Origin of the sequence: uncultured Piscinibacter sp., assembly GCF_937952055.1 — a bacterium.
Classification (GTDB): domain Bacteria; phylum Pseudomonadota; class Gammaproteobacteria; order Burkholderiales; family Burkholderiaceae_C; genus Piscinibacter.
Map to the genome: position 1 here is coordinate 83,505 of NZ_CALFYO010000018.1, position 20,096 is coordinate 103,600.

General features: G+C 68.3%; 19 protein-coding genes. 13 read left to right on the forward strand and 6 right to left on the reverse strand.

What is annotated here, in order from left to right; translation table 11 throughout:
• The first annotated feature begins 39 nt into the window (after window positions 1-39).
• The 12 genes from uppS to Q0599_RS07325 are packed head-to-tail and all read left to right on the forward strand — an operon-like array spanning window position 40 to window position 11,852.
• A complete protein-coding gene (gene uppS, locus Q0599_RS07270; protein ID WP_298827742.1) occupies window positions 40-774 on the forward strand; it encodes a polyprenyl diphosphate synthase in 735 nt (244 codons plus the stop codon).
• A gap of 2 nt (window positions 775-776) precedes the next feature.
• Window positions 777-1,613 carry a phosphatidate cytidylyltransferase gene (locus Q0599_RS07275; protein ID WP_298827744.1) on the forward strand — a complete coding sequence of 279 codons (837 nt, stop codon included), beginning with the start codon at window positions 777-779 and terminating at the stop codon, window positions 1,611-1,613.
• 7 nt (window positions 1,614-1,620) lie between these two features.
• Window positions 1,621-2,820 (forward strand): 1-deoxy-D-xylulose-5-phosphate reductoisomerase, encoded by a 1,200-nt coding sequence (gene ispC, locus Q0599_RS07280; RefSeq protein WP_298827747.1) that lies wholly within the window; start codon window positions 1,621-1,623, stop codon window positions 2,818-2,820.
• A complete protein-coding gene (gene rseP, locus Q0599_RS07285) occupies window positions 2,817-4,184 on the forward strand; it encodes an RIP metalloprotease RseP (protein ID WP_298827750.1) in 1,368 nt (455 codons plus the stop codon). Before ispC ends, rseP begins: the two co-directional genes overlap by 4 nt.
• 9 nt (window positions 4,185-4,193) lie before the next feature.
• Entirely contained in the window at window positions 4,194-6,497 is a 2,304-nt protein-coding gene (bamA, locus tag Q0599_RS07290) for an outer membrane protein assembly factor BamA (protein WP_298827753.1), read from the forward strand.
• Window positions 6,497-7,018, forward strand: a complete 522-nt coding sequence (locus tag Q0599_RS07295; RefSeq protein ID WP_298827758.1) for an OmpH family outer membrane protein — start codon at window positions 6,497-6,499, stop codon at window positions 7,016-7,018. Before bamA ends, Q0599_RS07295 begins: the two co-directional genes overlap by 1 nt.
• A gap of 17 nt (window positions 7,019-7,035) precedes the next feature.
• On the forward strand, window positions 7,036-8,076 hold the full coding sequence (gene lpxD, locus Q0599_RS07300) for a UDP-3-O-(3-hydroxymyristoyl)glucosamine N-acyltransferase (protein WP_298827761.1): 1,041 nt from the start codon (window positions 7,036-7,038) through the stop codon (window positions 8,074-8,076).
• Window positions 8,077-8,078: 2 nt separating this feature from the next.
• Window positions 8,079-8,516, forward strand: a complete 438-nt coding sequence (gene fabZ / locus Q0599_RS07305; protein ID WP_298827828.1) for a 3-hydroxyacyl-ACP dehydratase FabZ — start codon at window positions 8,079-8,081, stop codon at window positions 8,514-8,516.
• 24 nt (window positions 8,517-8,540) lie between these two features.
• Window positions 8,541-9,329 carry an acyl-ACP--UDP-N-acetylglucosamine O-acyltransferase gene (gene lpxA, locus Q0599_RS07310; protein WP_298827764.1) on the forward strand — a complete coding sequence of 263 codons (789 nt, stop codon included), beginning with the start codon at window positions 8,541-8,543 and terminating at the stop codon, window positions 9,327-9,329.
• Window positions 9,330-9,337: 8 nt separating this feature from the next.
• A complete protein-coding gene (gene lpxB / locus Q0599_RS07315) occupies window positions 9,338-10,480 on the forward strand; it encodes a lipid-A-disaccharide synthase (protein ID WP_298827767.1) in 1,143 nt (380 codons plus the stop codon).
• The gene (gene rnhB, locus Q0599_RS07320) at window positions 10,452-11,072 is read left to right on the forward strand and encodes a ribonuclease HII (RefSeq protein WP_298827769.1); all 621 of its coding nucleotides are present in this window, start codon (window positions 10,452-10,454) and stop codon (window positions 11,070-11,072) included. Before lpxB ends, rnhB begins: the two co-directional genes overlap by 29 nt.
• A 3-nt stretch (window positions 11,073-11,075) precedes the next feature.
• Window positions 11,076-11,852 (forward strand): RNA methyltransferase, encoded by a 777-nt coding sequence (locus Q0599_RS07325; protein ID WP_298827771.1) that lies wholly within the window; start codon window positions 11,076-11,078, stop codon window positions 11,850-11,852.
• Here the strand turns inward: Q0599_RS07325 and Q0599_RS07330 are convergent.
• Window positions 11,849-12,667, reverse strand: coding sequence for a pyruvate, water dikinase regulatory protein (locus Q0599_RS07330; protein ID WP_298827773.1), 819 nt, complete (start codon window positions 12,665-12,667; stop codon window positions 11,849-11,851). The two genes, Q0599_RS07325 and Q0599_RS07330, sit on opposite strands and share 4 nt — an antisense overlap.
• 228 nt (window positions 12,668-12,895) lie before the next feature.
• On the opposite strand from Q0599_RS07330, the gene ppsA reads away from it, so the two are divergent.
• Window positions 12,896-15,304 (forward strand): phosphoenolpyruvate synthase, encoded by a 2,409-nt coding sequence (gene ppsA, locus Q0599_RS07335; protein WP_298827774.1) that lies wholly within the window; start codon window positions 12,896-12,898, stop codon window positions 15,302-15,304.
• A 7-nt stretch (window positions 15,305-15,311) separates the two neighbouring features.
• Here the strand turns inward: ppsA and panC are convergent, their stop codons facing one another.
• From panC to moaA, 5 genes are all read right to left on the reverse strand, one after another.
• Complete coding sequence (panC, locus tag Q0599_RS07340; RefSeq protein ID WP_298827776.1) at window positions 15,312-16,148, reverse strand: pantoate--beta-alanine ligase; 837 nt, start codon at window positions 16,146-16,148, stop codon at window positions 15,312-15,314.
• Between the two features lie 25 nt (window positions 16,149-16,173).
• The gene (panB, locus tag Q0599_RS07345) at window positions 16,174-17,025 is read right to left on the reverse strand and encodes a 3-methyl-2-oxobutanoate hydroxymethyltransferase (RefSeq protein WP_298827778.1); all 852 of its coding nucleotides are present in this window, start codon (window positions 17,023-17,025) and stop codon (window positions 16,174-16,176) included.
• Window positions 17,012-18,298, reverse strand: a complete 1,287-nt coding sequence (glp, locus tag Q0599_RS07350) for a gephyrin-like molybdotransferase Glp (RefSeq protein WP_298827780.1) — start codon at window positions 18,296-18,298, stop codon at window positions 17,012-17,014. The genes panB and glp overlap by 14 nt, the downstream gene beginning before the upstream one ends.
• 40 nt (window positions 18,299-18,338) lie before the next feature.
• Complete coding sequence (gene mobA / locus Q0599_RS07355; RefSeq protein ID WP_298827831.1) at window positions 18,339-18,875, reverse strand: molybdenum cofactor guanylyltransferase MobA; 537 nt, start codon at window positions 18,873-18,875, stop codon at window positions 18,339-18,341.
• A 61-nt stretch (window positions 18,876-18,936) separates the two neighbouring features.
• Window positions 18,937-20,061: a GTP 3',8-cyclase MoaA gene (moaA, locus tag Q0599_RS07360; RefSeq protein ID WP_298827782.1), complete on the reverse strand. Its 1,125-nt coding sequence runs from the start codon at window positions 20,059-20,061 to the stop codon at window positions 18,937-18,939.
• Between the last annotated feature and the right edge of the window lie 35 nt (window positions 20,062-20,096).

The window sequence follows — 20,096 nt, forward strand, 5'->3', positions numbered from 1 at the left end:
CCACGCCCTGCAGCCTGATCATCTCGCGCCATCCATTCCGTGACCCCGGACTCCGGTATTCCGCGCCACGTGGCCATCGTCATGGACGGCAATGGCCGCTGGGCCAAGCGTCGCTTCATGCCGCGCGTGTTCGGCCACAAGGCCGGAGTCGATACGCTGGTCAAGACCGTACTTGCCTGTGCCGACCGTGGCGTCGAGCACCTGACCGTGTTCGCCTTTTCGTCCGAGAACTGGAAGCGGCCCGCCGAAGAGGTGTCGTTCCTGATGGGCCTCGTGCTGGTCGCGGTGGAGAAGTACCTCGCCAAGCTGGCGTCCAGGGGCGTGCGCATCCGCATGATCGGCGACCGAGGTCAGCTCACCGAGCGGCTGCGCCAGGCCTGCGACCGCGCCGAATCGAGCACCAGCCAGAACACGCGAATCACGTTGTGGGTGGCATTCGCCTACGGCGGTCGCTGGGACATCGTGCAGGCATGCCGGCAGGCGATGCGCGAAGGCGTGAAGCCCGAAGATCTGGACGAGGCCACGCTCGGTCGCTACATGGCCTTCGGCGATGCGCCCGATCCCGACCTGCTGATCCGCACCGGCGGCGAAGTGCGCATCAGCAACTTCCTGCTCTGGCAGGCCGCCTATTCGGAACTGGTGTTCACCGATTGCCTGTGGCCGGACTTCAACGAGTCCGAGCTCGATGCCGCCATTGCCGCCTACGCGAAGCGTGACCGGCGCTTCGGTCTGGTGAAGCCGACGACGGTTCCGATTCCGGCCACCGGCACCTGATCATGCTCAAGCAGCGCGTCGTCACCGCCATCGTGCTGCTGGCGTTGCTGTTGCCCGCATTGTTTGCAGACTCGCCGTGGCCATTTGCGGCGCTCACGCTGGTGCTCATCGGTGCCGCAGGCTGGGAGTGGGGCAAGCTGAATGCTGCTGCCGGCGGCCTGGCGATCGCCATGGGTGTGCTGCTCGTGCTGGCGTGCGCCGACGCCATCTGGCTCGGCTGGGCCGCCAAGTCGCCGGCCTGGCTGTGGTGGCCCGTGACTCTGGCGTGGCTGATCGGCGGCGGCCTGGCGCTGCGCGCAGGGCCGGCGGGCTGGCCCGGCGTGCCGCTCGGACTGCGCTGGCTGCTCGGCCTGGTCATGCTCTGGGCGGCGTGGCTGGCGATCGCCAACGCCAGGCACCTCGGCATCAACTTCATCCTCTCGACCTTCTGCCTGGTCTGGGTGGCGGACGTTGCCGCCTACTTCGGTGGACGCGCCTTCGGGCGGCGCAAGCTTGCGCCGACCATCAGCCCGGGCAAGAGCTGGGAAGGCGTGTGGTCGGGGATGGCAGCCGTGGTCGCGCTCGCGCTGGCATGGCGCTGGATCGATGGCTCGCAGCCTGTCGATTCGCCCAGCCTCTACAGCCGAATCGCCGAGGTGTGGGGCCTGCCTGGCCTGCTCGTCGGTGTGCTGGTGCTGTCCGCGATGAGCGTCGTCGGCGACCTGTTCGAGTCGCTGGTCAAACGCAGCGCCGGCGCGAAGGACAGCAGCGGCCTGCTGCCGGGCCACGGCGGCGTGCTCGACCGCGTCGACGCGCTGCTCCCGGTGTTCCCCATCGCGATGGCGCTCGCCTCGAGCTGAATCTCGCATGAACCAAGCCCCGTCGCCCCTTCGTGTCTGCGTGTTGGGGTCCACCGGTTCGGTGGGCGCGAACACCCTGGACGTGATCTCGCGCCACCCGGAGCGCTTCGAGGTGTTCGCGCTCACCGGCGCCAGCCGCATCGACGAGCTGGCGGCGCAATGCCTGCGCTGGAAGCCGCGCTTCGCGGCCATGCCGGACGCAAGCCGCGCCGCCGCGCTGCGAGAGCTTCTCGCGCGTGAGGGTCTGCGCACGGAGGTGCTCGCGGGGGCGCAGGCCCTCGAGCAACTTGCCGAACATCCGGATGTGGACGCGGTGATGGCGGCGATCGTCGGCGCTGCCGGTCTCGCGCCTTGTCTGGCGGCGGCGCGCGCCGGCAAGCGGCTGATGCTTGCCAACAAGGAAGCGCTGGTGGTCGGCGGTGCGCTCTTCATGGGCGCGGTGAAGGCCGGTGGCGCGACGCTGCTGCCGATCGACAGCGAGCACTCGGCGATCTTCCAGTGCCTGCCCGAAGACCGCGGCGCCTGGGCGTCGCGCATCGATCACATCGTGCTGACGGCCTCGGGGGGGCCGTTCCGCACGCGCGATCCGAGCACATTGCATGCCGTGACGCCGGACCAGGCCTGCGCGCACCCCAACTGGGTGATGGGCCGCAAGATCTCCGTCGACTCGGCGACGATGATGAACAAGGCGCTCGAGGTGATCGAGGCGCGCTGGCTGTTCGACCTCGAGCCCGCGCAGATCCGCGTGGTCATCCACCCGCAGAGCATCATCCACTCGATGGTGGTGTGCCGCGACAACTCGGTGCTGGCGCAGCTGGGCACGCCGGACATGCGCGTGCCGATCGCCTACGGGCTGTCGTTTCCGCAGCGCATCGAGTCGGGGGCGTCGCCGCTCGACTTCGCGAGCCTCGCGGCGCTGAGCTTCGAGCCGGCGGACCTCGTGCGCTACCCGGGTCTGGGGCTCGCCTGGGAAGCGCTGCGCGCCGCGCCGGGCAGCACGGCGGTGCTCAACGCTGCCAACGAGGAGGCAGTGGCCGCCTTCCTCTCCGGAACCATCCGCTTCGACCAGATTCACACGGTCAACGCCGGGACCGTCGAAAACGTGATCCCGGAACCGAACTCCGCCACGTCCTTGGCAGGTCTGCTCGAACTCGATGAACGGGCGCGGCGCCTGGCGCAGCAGTTGATAAAGGATCTGTCCCGATGATCACGCTGTTCGCGTTCATCCTCACGCTGGGCGTGCTCATCGTCGTGCACGAGTACGGCCACTACCGGGTCGCGGTGGCGTGCGGCGTGAAGGTGCTGCGCTTCTCCGTCGGCTTCGGCCGCGTGATCTGGCGTCGCCAGTCCTCCGCGTCGGGCACCGAATTCGTCGTCTCCGCGCTGCCGCTGGGCGGCTACGTTCGCATGCTCGACGAACGTGAAGGCCCGGTGGCGTCGAACGAACTGCATCGCGCCTTCAACCGCAAGCCGCTCTGGCAGCGCACCGCCGTCGTCGCCGCCGGCCCGTTGGCCAATCTGCTGCTCGCGGTGCTGCTGTACGCAGGGGCCCACTGGATCGGCATGGACGAGCCCAAGGCGCTGATGGCGGGGCCGGCCGCAGGCAGCCTCGCCGAGAGAGCCGGCCTGCGTGCGGGCGACTGGGCGCGGGCTTGGTCCGAAGACGGGGCGGAGTGGGAGGAGTTGCGCTCGATGAACGACCTGCGCTGGCAGGTCACGCAGGCGGTGCTGCACGGCGCGCCTCTGCACCTGATGGTGAGCGATGGACAGGGGCGCGGCCAGCGCCGCGTCGTGCTCGACCTGAATACGCTTGGCGCGAGCGAAGTGGACGCGCAACTCATGAAGCGCATCGGCCTGGGCGCACCTTTCAGCGAGCCGGTGCTTGGCGAGATCAAGCCGGGCGGTCCGGCTGCCGCGGCAGGCCTGCGAGCCGGCGATCGCGTGCTGAGCATCGATGGCCAACTCATCGCGGAGGCGGCGCGCATTCGCGAACTGATCCGTGCAAGTGGCGCCGACGGCACGTCGCGACCGATGCAGTGGCGTGTCGAGCGTGGTGGGCAGGTGCTCGAGCTGGAGGTGACGCCGAATGTCGTTGCCGAGCGTGACCAGCACATCGGGCGCATCGAGGCCTACCCGGGCCAGCCGCCAGAGCTAGTGACGGTGCGCTACGGTGTGTTCGAGGGGCTGGCGCGCGCCGTGGGCCGCACGTGGGAGATGTCCACGTTGACCTTGAAGATGCTCGGCAAGATGCTCATCGGCGAAGCGTCGCTGAAGAACCTCAGCGGGCCGCTGACGATCGCCGACTACGCCGGCCAGTCGGTGCAACTCGGCCTGGCGTACTACCTCGGCTTCCTTGCCGTGGTCAGCGTGTCACTTGGCGTGTTGAACCTGCTGCCGCTGCCCATGCTCGATGGTGGGCACCTGATGTATTATCTTTTCGAGGGTGTGACGGGGCGGCCGGTCTCCGAGTTGTGGCTGGACCGGCTGCAGCGTGGCGGGGTGGCCATCATGCTCATGATGATGTCCCTGGCTCTCTACAACGACGTGGCCCGCCTGCTGGGCCTGCACTGACCCCGACGCATGCCTTCCTCACGCCGCGCGCACGCTTTCCGCCCCACCGTTCTCAGCCTCGCCCTCGCCGCCGCACTCCACACGGGGGTGGCGTGGGCGGTCGATCCGTTCGTGCTGAAGGACATCCGCGTCGAGGGACTGCAGCGCACCGACGCCGGCACGGTGTTCGCGTCTCTGCCGTTCCGCATCGGGGACACCTACAACGACGACAAGGGTGCGGCGGCGCTGCGTGCCCTGTTCGCCACCGGCCTCTTCAAGGACGTGCGCATCGACATCGACGACGGCGTGGTGGTCGTGATCGTCGAGGAACGCGCCGTCATCGCGGCGATCGACTTCGTCGGCCTGAAGGAGTTCGACAAGGACACGCTGGTCAAGTCTCTGAAGGACTTCGGCATCGGCGAAGGCCTGCCGTTCGACAAGGCGCTGGCCGATCGCGCCGAGCAGGAGCTCAAGCGTCAGTACCTGACGCGCAGCCTCTATGGCGCCGAGGTGGTGACCACGGTGACGCCGCAGGAACGCAACCGCGTCAACGTGGTCTTCACCGTCACCGAAGGCACGGCGGCGAAGATTCGCGAGCTGCGCATCCTCGGCAACAAGGCCTTTTCGGAAAGCACCCTCAAGAGCCTGTTCGACCTCAACGACGGCGGCTGGCTGAATTGGTACACGAAGGCCGACCGCTACTCGCGCTCGAAGCTGAACGCCGACCTGGAGACGTTGCGCGCCTACTACCTGAACCGCGGCTACCTCGAGTTCAACGTCGATTCGACCCAGGTGGCGATCTCGCCGGACAAGCAGGAAATCACCGTCACCGTCAACATCACCGAAGGTCAGCCCTACACGGTCACCGCGGTGAAGCTGGAAGGCGACTACCTCGGCAAGGAAGAGGACTTCAGGACACTGGTCAAGATCAAGCCGGGCGAGGCCTACCGCGCCGAATCGGTGACCGAGACGACCAAGGAGTTCTCCGACCGCTTCGCGACCTTCGGCTACGCCTTCGTCCGCATCGACGCACGCCCGGAGATCGATCGGGCCAATGGCCGGGTGGCAGTCACGCTGGCGGCGGATCCTGCGCGCCGGGTCTACGTGCGACGCATCAACCTCTCCGGGAACACCCGCACCCGTGACGAAGTGATTCGCCGGGAGTTGCGCCAGTTCGAGTCGTCCTGGTACGACGGCCAGAAAATCAAGCTGTCTCGCGACCGGGTCGACCGGCTGGGCTACTTCTCCGAGGTCAACGTCGATACCGCCGAGGTGGCCGGATCGCAGGACCAGGTGGACCTCACCTTCAACATCAAGGAGAAGCCGACCGGCAACCTGCTGATCGGTGCAGGCTACTCGAGCGCCGACAAGCTCTCTCTCACCGCATCGATCAAGCAGGAGAACGTGTTCGGCTCGGGCAACTACCTCGGGCTGGAGATCAACACCAGCCGCTCCAGCCGCACGCTGGTGCTCAGCACGCTCGATCCCTACTTCACGATCGACGGCATCTCCCGGTCCTTCGACATCTATTACCGCACCGCCAAGCCGATCAACAGCCAGGGCGAGCAGTATCAGCTCGTCACGCCAGGCGTGGCGGTGCGCTTCGGTGTGCCCTTCAGCGAGTTCGACACCGTCTTCTTCGGCATCGGTGCAGAGCGCACCGAGATCAAGGGCACGAGCGCGATGCCGAACAACCTCTACCTGTACCGGTTGCAGTTCGGCGATGTCAGCAACTCCTTCCCGCTGACGCTGGGCTGGACGCGCGACGAGCGGGACAGCGCCCTGGTGCCGAACGACGGCAGCTACAAGCGCATCAACCTCGACTGGACGCCCGCCGGCGACACGCGTTACCTGCGTGCCAACCTCCAATACCAGCGTTACTGGCCGATCACGCGCCAGTTCACCTTCGCCGTCAACGGCGAAGTCGGCTATGGCCGGGGTCTCGCCGGCCGTCCGTACCCGGTGTTCAAGAACTTCTACGGTGGCGGCCTGGGCACCGTGCGGGCGTTCGACCAGGGCTCGCTCGGACCTCCCGACGTGACCGGCGCCTACATCGGCGGCAACCGGCGTCTCAACCTGAACAGCGAGCTCTACGTGCCGGTGCCCGGCGCCGGCAACGACCGCACGCTGCGCGTGTTCGGCTACATGGACGTGGGCAACGTGTGGGGCGAGTCGGAAAAGCTCACGGTCGACAGCCTGCGCGCCTCTGCCGGCATCGGCTTGAGCTGGATCTCGCCGGTGGGACCGCTGAAGCTCAGCTACGGATCTCCGATCCGCAAGAAGCCGAACGATAGAATCGAGAGACTGCAATTCCAGATCGGGACCGCGTTCTAATGAATACCTCCATCCTGAAGTCGACGGCCTGCTCGGCGCTTCTCGCGTTCGCGGCCCTGGGTGCGCAGGCCCAGGATCTGAAGATCGGCTACGTCAATGCCGATCGGGTACTGCGCGATGCCGCTCCTGCCAAGGCGGCGCAGGCGAAGCTCGAGGCCGAGTTCGGCAAGCGCGAGAAGGAACTCGCCGACATGGCGGGCAAGCTGAAGTCCGCGGGCGAGAAGCTCGACAAGGATGCGCCGACGCTCTCCGAGTCCGAGCGTACGCGCCGGCAGCGCGAGCTGGTCGAGCAGAACCGCGACTTCGACCGCAAGCGGCGCGAGTTCCAGGAGGATCTCACGCAGCGCAAGAACGAGGAACTCGCCTCGGTCGTCGAGCGGGCGAACAAGGTGATGAAGCAGATCTTCGACGCCGAGAAGTACGACCTCATCGTGCAGGAGGCTGTCTTTGCCGGCCCGAGGATCGACATCACCGACAAGGTGATCAAGGCGCTGAACGCCCAGAGCGGCAACAGCAAGTAAGCCCCGGGGCAACGCCGATGCGAGTTGCTCTGCGCGAGATCGCCGGGCAGCTCGGCGGTGAACTGCTCGGGGATGCGGATCTGCGCGTCGACCGCATCGGTCCGCTCGAGGGCGCCGATGCGCAGACGATCGCCTTTCTTGCTCACCCGAAGTACCGATCCCAGCTGGCCGGATCGCTGGCTGGCTGCGTGATCGTCGCACCTTCGCTGCGCGATGCCGTGGTCGATCGCCGAGCGGCGATCGTCACTTCCGATCCCTACCTCTACTTCGCGCGCCTGACCCAGTGGTGGGCAAGCCGGACGCGACCGGCTGCGCTGCCCGGCGTCCACCCGAGTGCGCTGGTCCATCCGACCGCGCGTGTCGCCGAGAGCGCCACGGTCGGCCCGCTGGCCGTGGTCGAGGCCGGCGCGGTGGTGGGCGAGGGTGCGCAGATCGGGGCTCACTGCGTGATTGGCGCCGAGGCCAGGATCGGTTCCCGGACACGGCTCGCACCGCGCGTGACGGTCGGGGAGCGCTGCTGCATCGGCGAGCGTGGCATCGTGCACAGCGGCGTGGTGATCGGCGCCGACGGCTTCGGCTTCGCGCCCGCCGGGGGCCGCTGGGAGAAGATCGAGCAGCTCGGGGCGGTGCGCATCGGCGACGACGTCGAGATCGGCGCCAACACCTGCATCGACCGCGGCGCGCTGGACGACACCGTCATCGAGGACGGCGTCAAGCTCGACAACCTCATCCAGGTCGGCCACAACGTGCGCATCGGCGCACATGCCGCGATGGCCGGCTGCGTCGGCATCGCCGGCAGCGCGGTGATCGGCAAGCGCTGCACCGTGGGCGGCGGCGCCATCGTGCTGGGCCACCTGACGCTGGCCGATGACGTGCACATCTCGGCCGCGTCGGTGGTGATGCGCTCGATCCGCCAACCGGGGCAGTACAGCGGCGTCTTCCCCATCGACGACAATGCGGCCTGGGAGAAGAACGCGGCCACGCTGCGCCAGTTGCATACGCTGCGCGAGCGCATCCGTGCACTGGAAAAGAACCAGACCACGCCGAGACAACCATGACGATGGACATTCACCAGATCCTGAAGAAGCTGCCGCACCGCTACCCGATCCTGCTGGTAGACCGCGTGCTCGAGCTCGAGAAGGGCCAGCGCATCAAGGCCATCAAGAACGTCACCATCAACGAGAACTTCTTCAACGGCCACTTCCCGAAGCGGCCGGTGATGCCGGGCGTGCTGATGATCGAGGCGCTGGCGCAGGCCTCCGCATTGCTCGCCTTCGAGACGCTGGGCCAGTCGCCCGACGACAACACCGTCTATTACTTCGCCGGCATCGACAATGCGCGCTTCAAGCGTCCCGTCGAGCCGGGCGACCAGCTCGTGCTCGAGGCCACCCTCGAACGCATGAAGGCTTCGGTGTTCAAGTTCAAGGGGCGCGCGCTGGTGGGCACCGAGGTGGCCGTCGAGGCCGACCTCACCTGTACGATGCGCAGCTTCACCTGAGGCTGCGCCCCGGGAGTTCCTCAGATGGCGAGCATCCACCCCACCGCAATCGTCGAGCGCGGCGCCGAGCTTGGCGAGAAGGTCACCGTCGGGGCCTACAGCATCGTGCGCTCGCAGGTGCGCATCGGCGAGGGCACGATCATCGGTCCGCACAGCGTGATCGAAGGTCGCACGACGATCGGCCGCGACAACCGCTTCTTCCAGTTCGTGTCGATCGGTGCCGTGCCGCAGGACAAGAAGTACGCCGGCGAGCCGACCGAACTGGTGATCGGTGACCGCAACATGGTGCGCGAGTTCTGCACCTTCAACCTCGGCACCGCCCAGGATGCCGGCGTCACGCGCATCGGCAGCGACAACTGGATCATGGCCTACGTGCACATCGCGCACGACTGCCAGGTCGGGGACCGCGCGACGCTGGCGAACAACACCACGCTGGGCGGCCACGTGCAGCTGGGCGACTGGGTCACCGTGGGCGGCCTGACCGGCATCCACCAGTTCGTGAAGATCGGCGCCCATGTGATGGTCGGCTTCGGCAGCGCGGTGTCGCAGGACGTGCCTCCTTACATGCTGGTCGACGGAAACCCGCTGGCCGTGCGCGGTTTCAACATCGAGGGCTTGCGCCGCCGGGGATTCGATGCGCCGCGCATCGCGGCCGTCAAGCAGATGCACAGACTGCTCTATCGCGAAGGCAAGACCCTCGAGCAGGCCAAGCAGGCGATCGAGACGCTGGCCACCGAACAGCCGCATGCCGCCGGCGACGTGGCGCTGATGACTGCCTTCCTCGCGGGCGCGACGCGCGGCATCGCGCGCTGAAGCAGCGCATGGACGCGGCTGCACCGCGCTTCGCGATGGTCGCGGGCGAGGCCTCGGGTGACCTGCTCGCCGGCCTGCTGCTCGGCGGCCTGCGCGCGCGCTGGCCGGGCCTCGTGGCAGAGGGCATCGGCGGACCGAAGATGGCTGCGCAGGGCTTCAGCGCCTGGTGGCCGCACGACAAGCTGGCGGTGCGCGGCTACGTCGAGGTGCTGAGTCACTACCGCGAGCTCGCCGGCATCCGCAACCGGCTCGCCGAGCGGATCCTGGCGGCGAGGCCCGACATGTTCATCGGTGTCGACGCACCGGACTTCAACCTCGACCTCGAGGCGAGGCTGAAGGCAGGGGGCATCCGCACGGTGCACTTCGTCAGCCCGTCGATCTGGGCGTGGCGCGGCAAGCGCGTCGAGAAGATGCGCAAGGCGGTCGACGCGGTGCTGTGCATCTTCCCCTTCGAACCGGAGATCTACGCCAGGCAGGGCATCGCCGCGCACTACGTCGGGCACCCGCTGGCCGATGCGATTCCGCTGGAGGTCCCGCGCGCGGCAGCGCGCCAAGACCTCGGCATCGGCGACGAGACGGTCGTGGCCCTGCTTCCGGGCAGCCGCCGATCGGAGATCCAGTACATCGCACCGCGGCTGTTCGAGGCCGCTGTCGAGATGAGTCGCCTTCGCCACGGCCTGCGCTTCATCCTGCCGGTGGTGCCTGGCCTGCGCCACCTTGTCGAGCCGCTGCGCAGGTTGCACGCAGATCGCGTCGTGGTCGAACTGCTCGACGGACATTCGCACGAGGCACTCGCCGCCTGCGACGTCACGCTGGTGGCCAGCGGCACGGCCACGCTCGAGGCCGCGCTGTTCAAGCGACCGATGGTCATCACCTACGCGATGCACGCGCTGAGCTGGCAGATGATGAAGCGCATGCGGTACCAGCCCTGGGTGGGCCTGCCCAACATCCTGCTGCGCGACTTCGCCGTGCCCGAATTGATCCAGGGCGATGCCACGCCTCAGCGGCTGGCGCACGCAACCCTGTCCTGGCTCGACGACGCGCCGCGCTGCGCGGATCTCCAGAGGCGCTTTCACGCGCTGCACCTCGAACTCAGGCGCGACACGGCGCGCGCCGCCGCCGATGCGATCGCGTCGATTCTCGGCCGCTGAGCAGCTCGGGCTCAGCTTCGACGCCCCGGGGCTGGTCGCCGGCGTGGACGAGGCCGGCCGCGGCCCGCTCGCCGGGCCCGTGGTGGCGGCCGCGGTGATCCTCGACGACCTGCAGCCGATCAGGGGCTTGGCCGACTCGAAGGCGCTCAGCCCGCCCAGTCGCGAGGCGCTGTTCGACGAAATCCGCGCCAAGGCGCTGTGCTGCTGCATCGCCGAGGCGAGCGCGGCGGAGATCGACGCGCTGAACATCCTGCAGGCCACCATGCTGGCGATGCGCCGCGCGGTGGAGGGCCTGCGCCTGAAGCCGTCCAAGGTGCTGGTCGACGGCAACCGCATCCCGGTGCTGAAAGTGCCGGCCGAGGCGATTGTCAAGGGCGACGCCAAGGTCAAGGCGATCTCGGCGGCGTCCATCCTCGCCAAGGTGCACCGCGACCGCCTCTGCCTCGCGTTGCACGAGCAGCATCCGCAGTACGGCTTCGATGGCCACAAGGGGTATCCAACGGCGGAGCACCTCGCGGCGCTGCGCCGGCACGGGGCCTGCCCGCAGCACCGCCGCTCGTTCGCGCCGGTGCGCGAGGTGCTGGAAGGCTGAACCATGGCCGATCCGCGTCCGATCAGCTCGAAGGACAACCCGCTGCTGGTGCGCGTGCGCAAGCTCGGCGCCGACCCCGGTGCCTATCGCAAGCTCGGCGAGGTCTGGCTGGAGGGCGACCATCTTTGCGACGCCTTCGTGCGGCGCGGCGGGCGAGCGCTTCATGCCATCGTCCGGGCTGACGGCTGGGCTCAGCCGGCCCTGCGCCATCTGGCGTCGCATGCCGCGGCGGTGGCCATCCTGCCGCCGGAGCTGATGGCGGGGTTGTCGACGCTGGAGTCGCCGCCGATGATCGGTTTCGTCGTCGCCACGCCCACCGCGCCCGCGATCACCCCTGACGCGCCGTCGGTGGTGTTCGACCGGCTGCAGGATGCCGGCAACGTCGGCGCCATCCTGCGCAGCGCCTCGGCCTTCGGCTTTGCGCAGGTGATCGCGCTCAAGGGCACGGCGGCGCTGTGGTCCCCCAAGGTGCTGCGCGCCGGCATGGGCGCGCACTTCGCGCTGCGCCTGGTGGAAGCTGTCGAGGCTGATGCGCTGACCGCGTTGCAGGTGCCCTTGCTGGCGACCAGTCCACATGCCGCACCGGCGATCCACCAAGTGGCGCTGCCCTGGCCCTGCGGCTGGGTGCTCGGTCACGAAGGGCGCGGCGTGGCAGAGGCGCTCCAGCAGCGCTGTGCGATGGCCCTGCGCATTCCGCAGCCCGGTGGCGAGGAGTCACTGAACGTGGCGGCCGCAGCGGCAGTCTGCCTCTACGAATCCGCGCGGCAGCGCATGGCCTAGTACATCAGCCGGTCCGGCCGAAGATCGCGCAGGATCGTCGTCGCGATCTCCTCGATCGATTTGTGCGTCGACGACAGCCAGGCAATGCCCTCGCGGCGCATCATCGCCTCGGCCTCGCGCACCTCGGCGCGGCAATTCTCGATCGAGGCGTACTTGCTGTTCGGGCGGCGCTCGTTGCGGATGTGGCTGAGCCGCTCGGGGTCGATGGTGAGGCCGAAGCACTTCCGCTTGAACGGCGCCAGCGTCGAGGGGATCTGCCCGCGGTCGAAGTCCTCGGGAATGAGCGGGTAGTTCGCCGCCTTGATGCCATGCTGCATCGCCAGGTACAGCGAGGTCGGTGTCTTGCCGCTGCGCGACACGCCGACGAGGATCACGTCGGCCTCGGACAGGTTCTTGGACGACTGTCCGTCGTCATGGGCGAGCGAGAAGTTGATCGCTTCGATGCGGTCGGTGTACTCCTGACTCTTCGAAATGTCGGAGAAGCGGCCGATGCGGTGATTGGACTTGACGCCGAACTCGGCTTCCAGCGGCTCGATGAAGGTGTTGAACATGTCCAGCACCAGGCCGTGCGACTGCTTGAGAATGTCGAGGATCTCGGCATTGACCAGCGTGACGAACACGACCGGCCGGCGGCCTTCCGTGTCCGCCGTGTGGTTCACCTCGCGCAGCACCTGGTAGGCCTTGTCGGGGGTGTCGACGAAGGGCCGGCGCACATGGCGCGGCTTGCCGGGGAACTGCGCCAGGATCGAGTTGCCGAAGGTCTCGGCCGTGATGCCGGTGCCGTCGGAGACGAAGTAGACGGTGCGATCGGGCATGAAGCGCGGCCTTCGGGTTGGGGGGCGACGGCCCGCATGATAGGGACAAACCTTAGAATCCAGCCGAACACTTCCACCTCGCCGCCCGATGCACGCCGCCCAACGCCCCCGAGCACTCCCAGAGTGTGGCGCGCCCGCGTGGGGGCCTGCCGCCGCCCTCGAGCCTGACTCGGGCCGCCGCACGCGGGGCTGGGAGACACCGGTTTACCAACATCACGGAGTTCTCCCATGTCCAACCCTGCACTGGCGACCGCCCTGGTCGTACCGTTCGAACAGCTGAGGATGACCGACGTCGAGTCGGTGGGCGGCAAGAACGCCTCGCTCGGCGAGATGATCAGCCAACTGGCAGCCTCCGGGGTGCGGGTGCCCGGAGGGTTCGCCACCACGGCGCATGCCTTCCGGGAATTCCTCAAGCACGAAGGACTCGCGACGCGCATCGCCGAGCGCCTGGCGACGCTGAACACCGACGACGTGCGCGCCCTGGCCGAAGCCGGCGCGCAGATCCGCCACTGGATCGAAGCCACGCCGTTCCCGCCCGCGCTGGAGGCGGCCATCCGTGCCGAGTTCGCCAAGCTGACCACGGGGAACCCCGGTGCCTCCTTCGCGGTGCGATCCTCCGCCACGGCGGAGGATCTGCCCGACGCGTCGTTCGCCGGCCAGCAGGAGACCTTCCTGAACGTGGTGGGCATCGACGAAGTGCTGGCGAAGATGAAGGAGGTCTTCGCGAGCCTCTACAACGACCGCGCCATCAGCTATCGTGTGCACAAGGGCTTTGCCCACGGCGACGTGGCGCTGTCGGCCGGCGTGCAGCGCATGGTCCGCTCCGACCTCGGCGCGGCCGGCGTGATGTTCACCATCGACACCGAAAGCGGCTTCCAGGACGTGGTGTTCATCACCTCCAGCTATGGCCTGGGCGAAACGGTGGTGCAAGGCGCGGTCAACCCCGACGAGTTCTACGTGCACAAGCCGGCGCTGAAGGCCGGCAAGCTGCCCATCATCCGTCGCAACCTCGGCTCCAAGCTGATCAAGATGGAGTTCGCCCCGGCCGAGGAGAAGGCGAAGACCGGCAAGCTGGTGCGCACCGTCGACACCGCGCCCGAACACCGCAACCGCTTCTCGCTGACCGACGCCGATGTCGCCGAGCTGGCGCGCTACGCGCTGATCATCGAGCAGCACTATGGCCGCCCGATGGACATCGAATGGGGCAAGGACGGTGGCGACAACCAGCTCTACATCCTGCAGGCGCGTCCCGAGACGGTGAAGAGCCAGGCGATGGGCAAGGTTGAGCAGCGCTACAAGCTCAAGAGCTCGGGGACCGTGCTCGCCGAGGGCCGTGCAATCGGCCAGAAGATCGGCACGGGTCCGGTGCGCATCGTGCACAGCCTGGCCGACATGGACCAGGTGCAGGCCGGCGACGTGCTGGTCACCGACATGACCGACCCGAACTGGGAGCCGGTCATGAAGCGCGCCAGCGCCATCGTCACCAACCGTGGCGGACGCACCTGCCACGCAGCCATCATCGCCCGGGAACTGGGCATCCCGGCGGTCGTGGGTTGCGGCGACGCGACCGAGACGCTGAAAGACGGCGCGCTGGTGACCGTGGTCTGCTCCGAGGGCGACACCGGCTTCATCTACGACGGCCTGCTCGAGACCGAGGTCAGCGACGTGCAGCGCGGCGAACTGCCGTACTGTCCGGTGAAGATCATGATGAACGTCGGCAACCCGCAACTGGCCTTCGACTTCGCGCAGATGCCCAACTCGGGCGTCGGCCTGGCGCGCCTCGAGTTCATCATCAACAACAACATCGGCGTGCACCCGAAGGCGATCCTCGACTACCCGAACGTCGATGCCGACCTGAAGAAGGCCGTCGAATCGGTGGCGCGCGGGCACGCGTCGCCGCGAGCCTTCTACGTCGACAAGCTGGTCGAGGGCGTCGCCACCATCGCCGCAGCCTTCTGGCCCAAGCCGGTGATCGTGCGGCTGTCGGACTTCAAGAGCAACGAATACAAGAAGCTGATCGGCGGCTCGCGCTACGAGCCCGAGGAAGAGAATCCGATGCTCGGATTCCGCGGCGCATCGCGCTACGTCAGCGAGAGCTTCGGCGAGGCCTTCGCAATGGAGTGCGAGGCGCTCAAGCGCGTGCGCACCGACATGGGCCTGACCAACGTCGAGATCATGGTGCCGTTCGTGCGCACCCTCGGGCAGGCGGAGCGCGTGGTGGGCATGCTGGCCGAGCGCGGCCTGAAGCGCGCCGCCGCCGGCGGCACCGACGGCCTGCGCGTGATCATGATGTGCGAGGTGCCGAGCAACGCCATCCTGGCCGAGCAGTTTCTCGAGCACTTCGACGGCATGTCGATCGGCTCGAACGACCTCACTCAACTCACGCTGGGCCTGGACCGCGATTCCGGCCTCGAGCTGCTGGCACGCGACTTCGACGAGCGCGATCCGGCCGTGAAGGCGCTGATCTCGCGCGCCATCGCCGCCTGTCGGGCGGTCGGCAAGTACGTCGGCATCTGCGGCCAGGGCCCCAGCGACCATCCGGACTTCGCCGACTGGCTGGCGCGCGAGGGCATCGTGTCGATCTCGCTGAACCCCGACACGGTGGTCGAGACCTGGCAGCGCCTCGCGAAGCGCTAGACCGTCCTCAGGCGCACGCCGGCAGCTCGAGGTTGTCGATCAACCTCGTGCTGCCGATCCTCGCGGCGGCCAGCGCCACGAGCGGCTCGCCCGTCACCGGCTCGCCGAGATCGCGCTGGCGCCGCACCGCCACGTAGTCGGGCTGCCAGCCGCGCTCGGCCAGCGATGTCATGGCCTGCGCCTCGAGCCGGGCCCAGTCGCGCGAGCCGCCCTCGATGGCATCGGCCACGCGCCGCAGGGCGGCACTCAGCTGCACCGACTCCGAGCGCTGCGCCGCGTCGAGGTAGCCATTTCGCGAGGACAGCGCCAGGCCATCGCCGGCACGGCTGGTCTCGCCGGCGACGATCGTGATCGGCAACGCAAGCTGCTCCACCATGCGGCGGAGCACCATCAACTGCTGGTAGTCCTTCTTGCCGAACACCGCGACACGTGGCTGGACGCAGTTGAAGAGCTTGAGCACCACCGTGCATACGCCGGTGAAGAAACCCGGGCGAAAGTGCCCTTCGAGGATGTCCGCCAGCTCGGTCGGCGGCTGCACGGTGTAGCGCTGCGGCTCGGGGTAGAGGTCACTCTCCGACGGCGCGAACACGATGTCGTTGCCGGCATGGCGCAACAGCTCGCAGTCGCGCTGCAGCGTGCGCGGGTAGGTGTCGAAATCCTCGTGCGGCGCGAACTGCAGCCGGTTGACGAAGATGCTCGTCACCGTCGGCCCGCCGTGCTGGCGTGCGAGCTTGACCAGCGAGAGATGGCCGTCGTGCAGGTTGCCCATGGTCGGCACGAAGGCGGTGCGGTCGTGGCCCGCCAGTGCGGCGCGCAGGTCGGCGACGGTGTGGACGATCTGCATGGGCGCGGTTCCCTTTGTATGCCACTCAATAGCCGTGTAGGGCCGGGTCGGGGAAGCTGCCGTCCTTCACTGATGCCACGTAGGCGCGGATCGCGGCCTCGATGCTGTCGGCGCCGGCCATGAAGTTGCGCACGAATCGCGGCAGCTTGCCACGCGTGACGCCGAGCATGTCGTGCAGCACCAGCACCTGACCACTGCAGCCGGGGCCGGCGCCGATGCCGATCACCGGGATGGGCAGGCTGTCGGCAAGCTGCCGGCCGAGCTCGCTCGGGATCAGTTCCACCACCAGCATTGCCGCGCCGGCGTCGGACAGTTCGCGCGCCTCTCGCAGCAGCCGCGCAGCGCCGTCTTCGTCGCGTCCCTGGATGCGGTAGCCGCCGAGCGCGTGCACCGATTGCGGCGTCAGGCCGAGGTGCGCGCACACCGGGATGCCCCGCTCGGCGAGGTGGCGCACGATAGGCGCCGTCCAGCCGCCGCCTTCGAGCTTGACCATGTGCGCCCCCGCGCGCATCAGTGTCGCGGCGCTGAGCAGGGCCTGCTCGGTGCCGGTGTGGTAGGTCGCGAACGGCAGGTCGCCGACGATCCAGGCGTGGCGGCTGCCACGTGCCACGCATTGGACGTGGTAGGCCAGCTCGTCGAGCGTGACCGGCAGGGTGCTGTCGCGGCCCTGCAGCGTCATGCCCAGCGAGTCACCGATCAGCAGCACGTCGACGCCGGCGTCGTCGAGCAGCCGCGCGAAGCTGGCGTCGTAGCAAGTCAGCATGGCGATCTTCTCGCCGGCCGCGCGCATCGCGGCAAGGCGGTGCAGCGTCATTGGCTTGCGCGGTGCGGCGGCGTCGCCTTGGGCGGGAGTGGGGTACATCTCAGACGAGCCCATCGAAGGGGAGCACGTCGACCAGGTCGCCCCTCGCCACGTTGCCCTGCTCGTGGTCCAGCACGACAAGACCGTTGGCCACGCTCATGCTGCGCAGGATGCCCGAGCCCTGCGAGCCCGTGATTTCCACCTGCCAGCCCGTCTCGGAGCGGGACACGATCCCGCGCTGGTATTCCGTGCGACCGGCCTTCTTGCGGATCGCCTGTGTGCTGGCTGCGCGCAGCATTGGCAACGGCTGCGGCGAGGCGCCGCTCATCGCCAGCAGCGCGTCGCGCACGAAGGCGTAGAAGGTGACCATCACCGCCACCGGATTGCCCGGCAATCCGAACAGGATGGCGTCGTGGCCGCGGCTGGTGATCCTGCCGATCGCCATCGGCCGGCCGGGACGCATCGCAATCCTCCAGAACAGCACGTCGCCCAACGCCTTCATCACCTGCTTGGTGTGGTCGGCCTCGCCGACGCTGACGCCGCCCGAGGTGATCACCGCGTCGGCGTTCTCGGCGGCGTGCCGGAAGGCGGATTCCAGCGCGGCGGGGTCGTCGCGCACCACGCCCATGTCGAGCAGGTCCACGCCGAGGCGCTGCAGCATGCCCCACAGCGTGTAGCGGTTGCTGTCGTAGACGCAGCCTTCATCCAGCGGCTCGCCGATCGAGCGCAGTTCGTCGCCGGTCGAGAAGAAGGCGACCCGCAGGCGGCGCCACACCGGCACCTCGGCCTGGCCGAGCGAAGCCAGCAGGCCGAGGTCGGCCGGTCGCAGCAGGCGGCCGGCCTTCAACGCCGCCTCGCCCCGGGCCAGGTCCTCTCCGGCAAGGCGCCGGTTGTCGCCGGGGCGCACCACGCCGGCGGGCACGCTGACGCGGTCGCTTTCGACCCTGGCGAACTCCTGCGGCACCACGGTGTCGAGCCCGGCGGGCATCACCGCGCCGGTCATGATGCGCACGCATTGCCCCGGACCGACCGTACCGTCGAACTGCGCGCCGGCGAAGCCGGTGCCGGCCACCTGCAGCACGCTGTCGCCATCTGCCGAGAGATCGGCGCCGCGCAAGGCGTAACCATCCATGGCCGAGTTGTCGTGCGCCGGCACGTCGATGGGCGAGACGATGTCGCGCGCCAGCACGCGTCCGAGCGCCGAGCGGATCGGCAGCATCTCCACCGCCTGCACACGCGGCACGAGGCGGGAGATGAACTCCTGCGCCTGCGCCACCGGCAGAGCGTTCGGGTCGTAGCCGCTGACGCAGGAGGCGATCTCGGCGAGGGTGGCGTTCGTCGTGGTCATGGGCGGGGATGGTAACGAGCGGCGAGGCCGCTGCCGTGCCTCAGGCCTGCAACTGCTGCAGCTCGGCCAGTGTGTTGGCGTTGAAAAAGGCCCGTGCGTCGTCGAAGGGCACCTCCACGCAGCGATGCTGCGCCGTCCAGCGGTCGATCTTGCGCTGGCCCGACTGCGTGAACTGGACCAGGCTCTCCATCAGCGAGGTCTTCATCAGGCAGAACACCGGCTGCACCTGCATGCTGCCGTTCTCCGTCGTCGCCGCCATGGCGATGTCGGAGCCCGTCTCGTCGAGCGACTTCGCCAGGCGCTCGACCAGGTCGAGCGGGAAGCCGGGCGTGTCGCAGGGCACGGTGACGAGGTAAGGCGTCTCGCAATGCTCCAGGCCGGCGAGGAAACCGGCCAGCGGGCCTGCGTAGTCGGGCAGGGCGTCGGGCCAGACCGGCACCCCCATCGCCTCGTAGGCGCCGAGGTTGCGGTTGGCATTGATCATCAACTGGCCCACCTGCGGCCCGAGGCGCAGCACGGCGTGCATCGCCAGCGGGATGCCCAGGTGGTTCTGCAGGCCCTTGTCGACGCCGCCCATGCGGCTGCCGCGGCCACCGGCAAGGATCAGGCCGGTGATGGCTTCTGGTGCGATGGTCACGTCAGCCGCCTATGTAGTGCATCTCGACGCGGCGCTGGCCGCTGCCGGTGTCGGCCTGCATCGCACCGCGCAGTTCGGAGTAGCGGTCGTCGCGGCCAGACCAGAGGGCGCCGATGGCGCCGCTGATCTGCGCGTCGTCGTAGCCTCCGCGCAGCAGTGCGCGCAGGTCGTGGCCGTGGCTGGCGAACAGGCACATGAACAGTTTTCCCTCGGTGGACAGCCGGGCGCGGTTGCAGTCGCCGCAGAAGGCCTGTGTGACGCTGGAGATCACGCCGACCTCGCCGGCGCCGTCGGCGTAGCGCCAGCGCTGCGCGGTCTCGCCCGCTGCCTGCGCTTGCAGCGGCTCGAGCGGGAACGATGCCGAAATGCGCTCGACCACTTCGGCCGAGGGTAGCACCTCGTCCATGCGCCAGCCGTTGGTGACGCCGACATCCATGTACTCGATGAAGCGCAGCACGATCTGGCCGCCGAAGTTCTCGCGGAAGAAGCGCGCCATCGGCACGATCTCGTGGTCGTTGGTGCCGCGCTTGACGACCATGTTGACCTTGATCGGCCCGAGCCCGACGCGCTGCGCCTGGGCGATGCCCTCGAGCACCTCGGCCACCGGGAAGTCCACGTCGTTCATGCGGCGGAAGATGGTGTCGTCCAGCGCGTCCAAGCTCACCGTGACGCGCTGCAGGCCGGCGTCCTTCAGAGTCTGTGCCTTGCGCGCGAGCAGCGATCCGTTGGTGGTCAGCGTCAGGTCCAGCGGCTCGTCGTCGATGGTGCGCAGCTCAGCCAGCATGGCGATCAGGGCGTCGAGGTTCTTGCGCAGCAGCGGCTCGCCACCGGTCAGGCGAATCTTCTTCACGCCGTGCGCGACGAACAGGCGCGCCACACGGGTGATCTCCTCGAAGCTGAGCAGCGACGAGTGCGGCAGGAAGTCGTACTGCTTGTCGAAGACCTCCTTGGGCATGCAGTAGCTGCAGCGGAAGTTGCAGCGGTCCGTCACCGAGATGCGCAGATCGCGCAACGGCCGGCCGAGGCGGTCGCCGACCAGACCGGTCGGCGGTGCGAGCCGCTCGGGGATGCGTGGAACGCTGGCGGCGTAGCGGTGGTCGGCCAGCGGGATGACTTTTTCGCCCATGCGCAGATTGTGCCCTCGCCCGGCCGTGGCGCGAG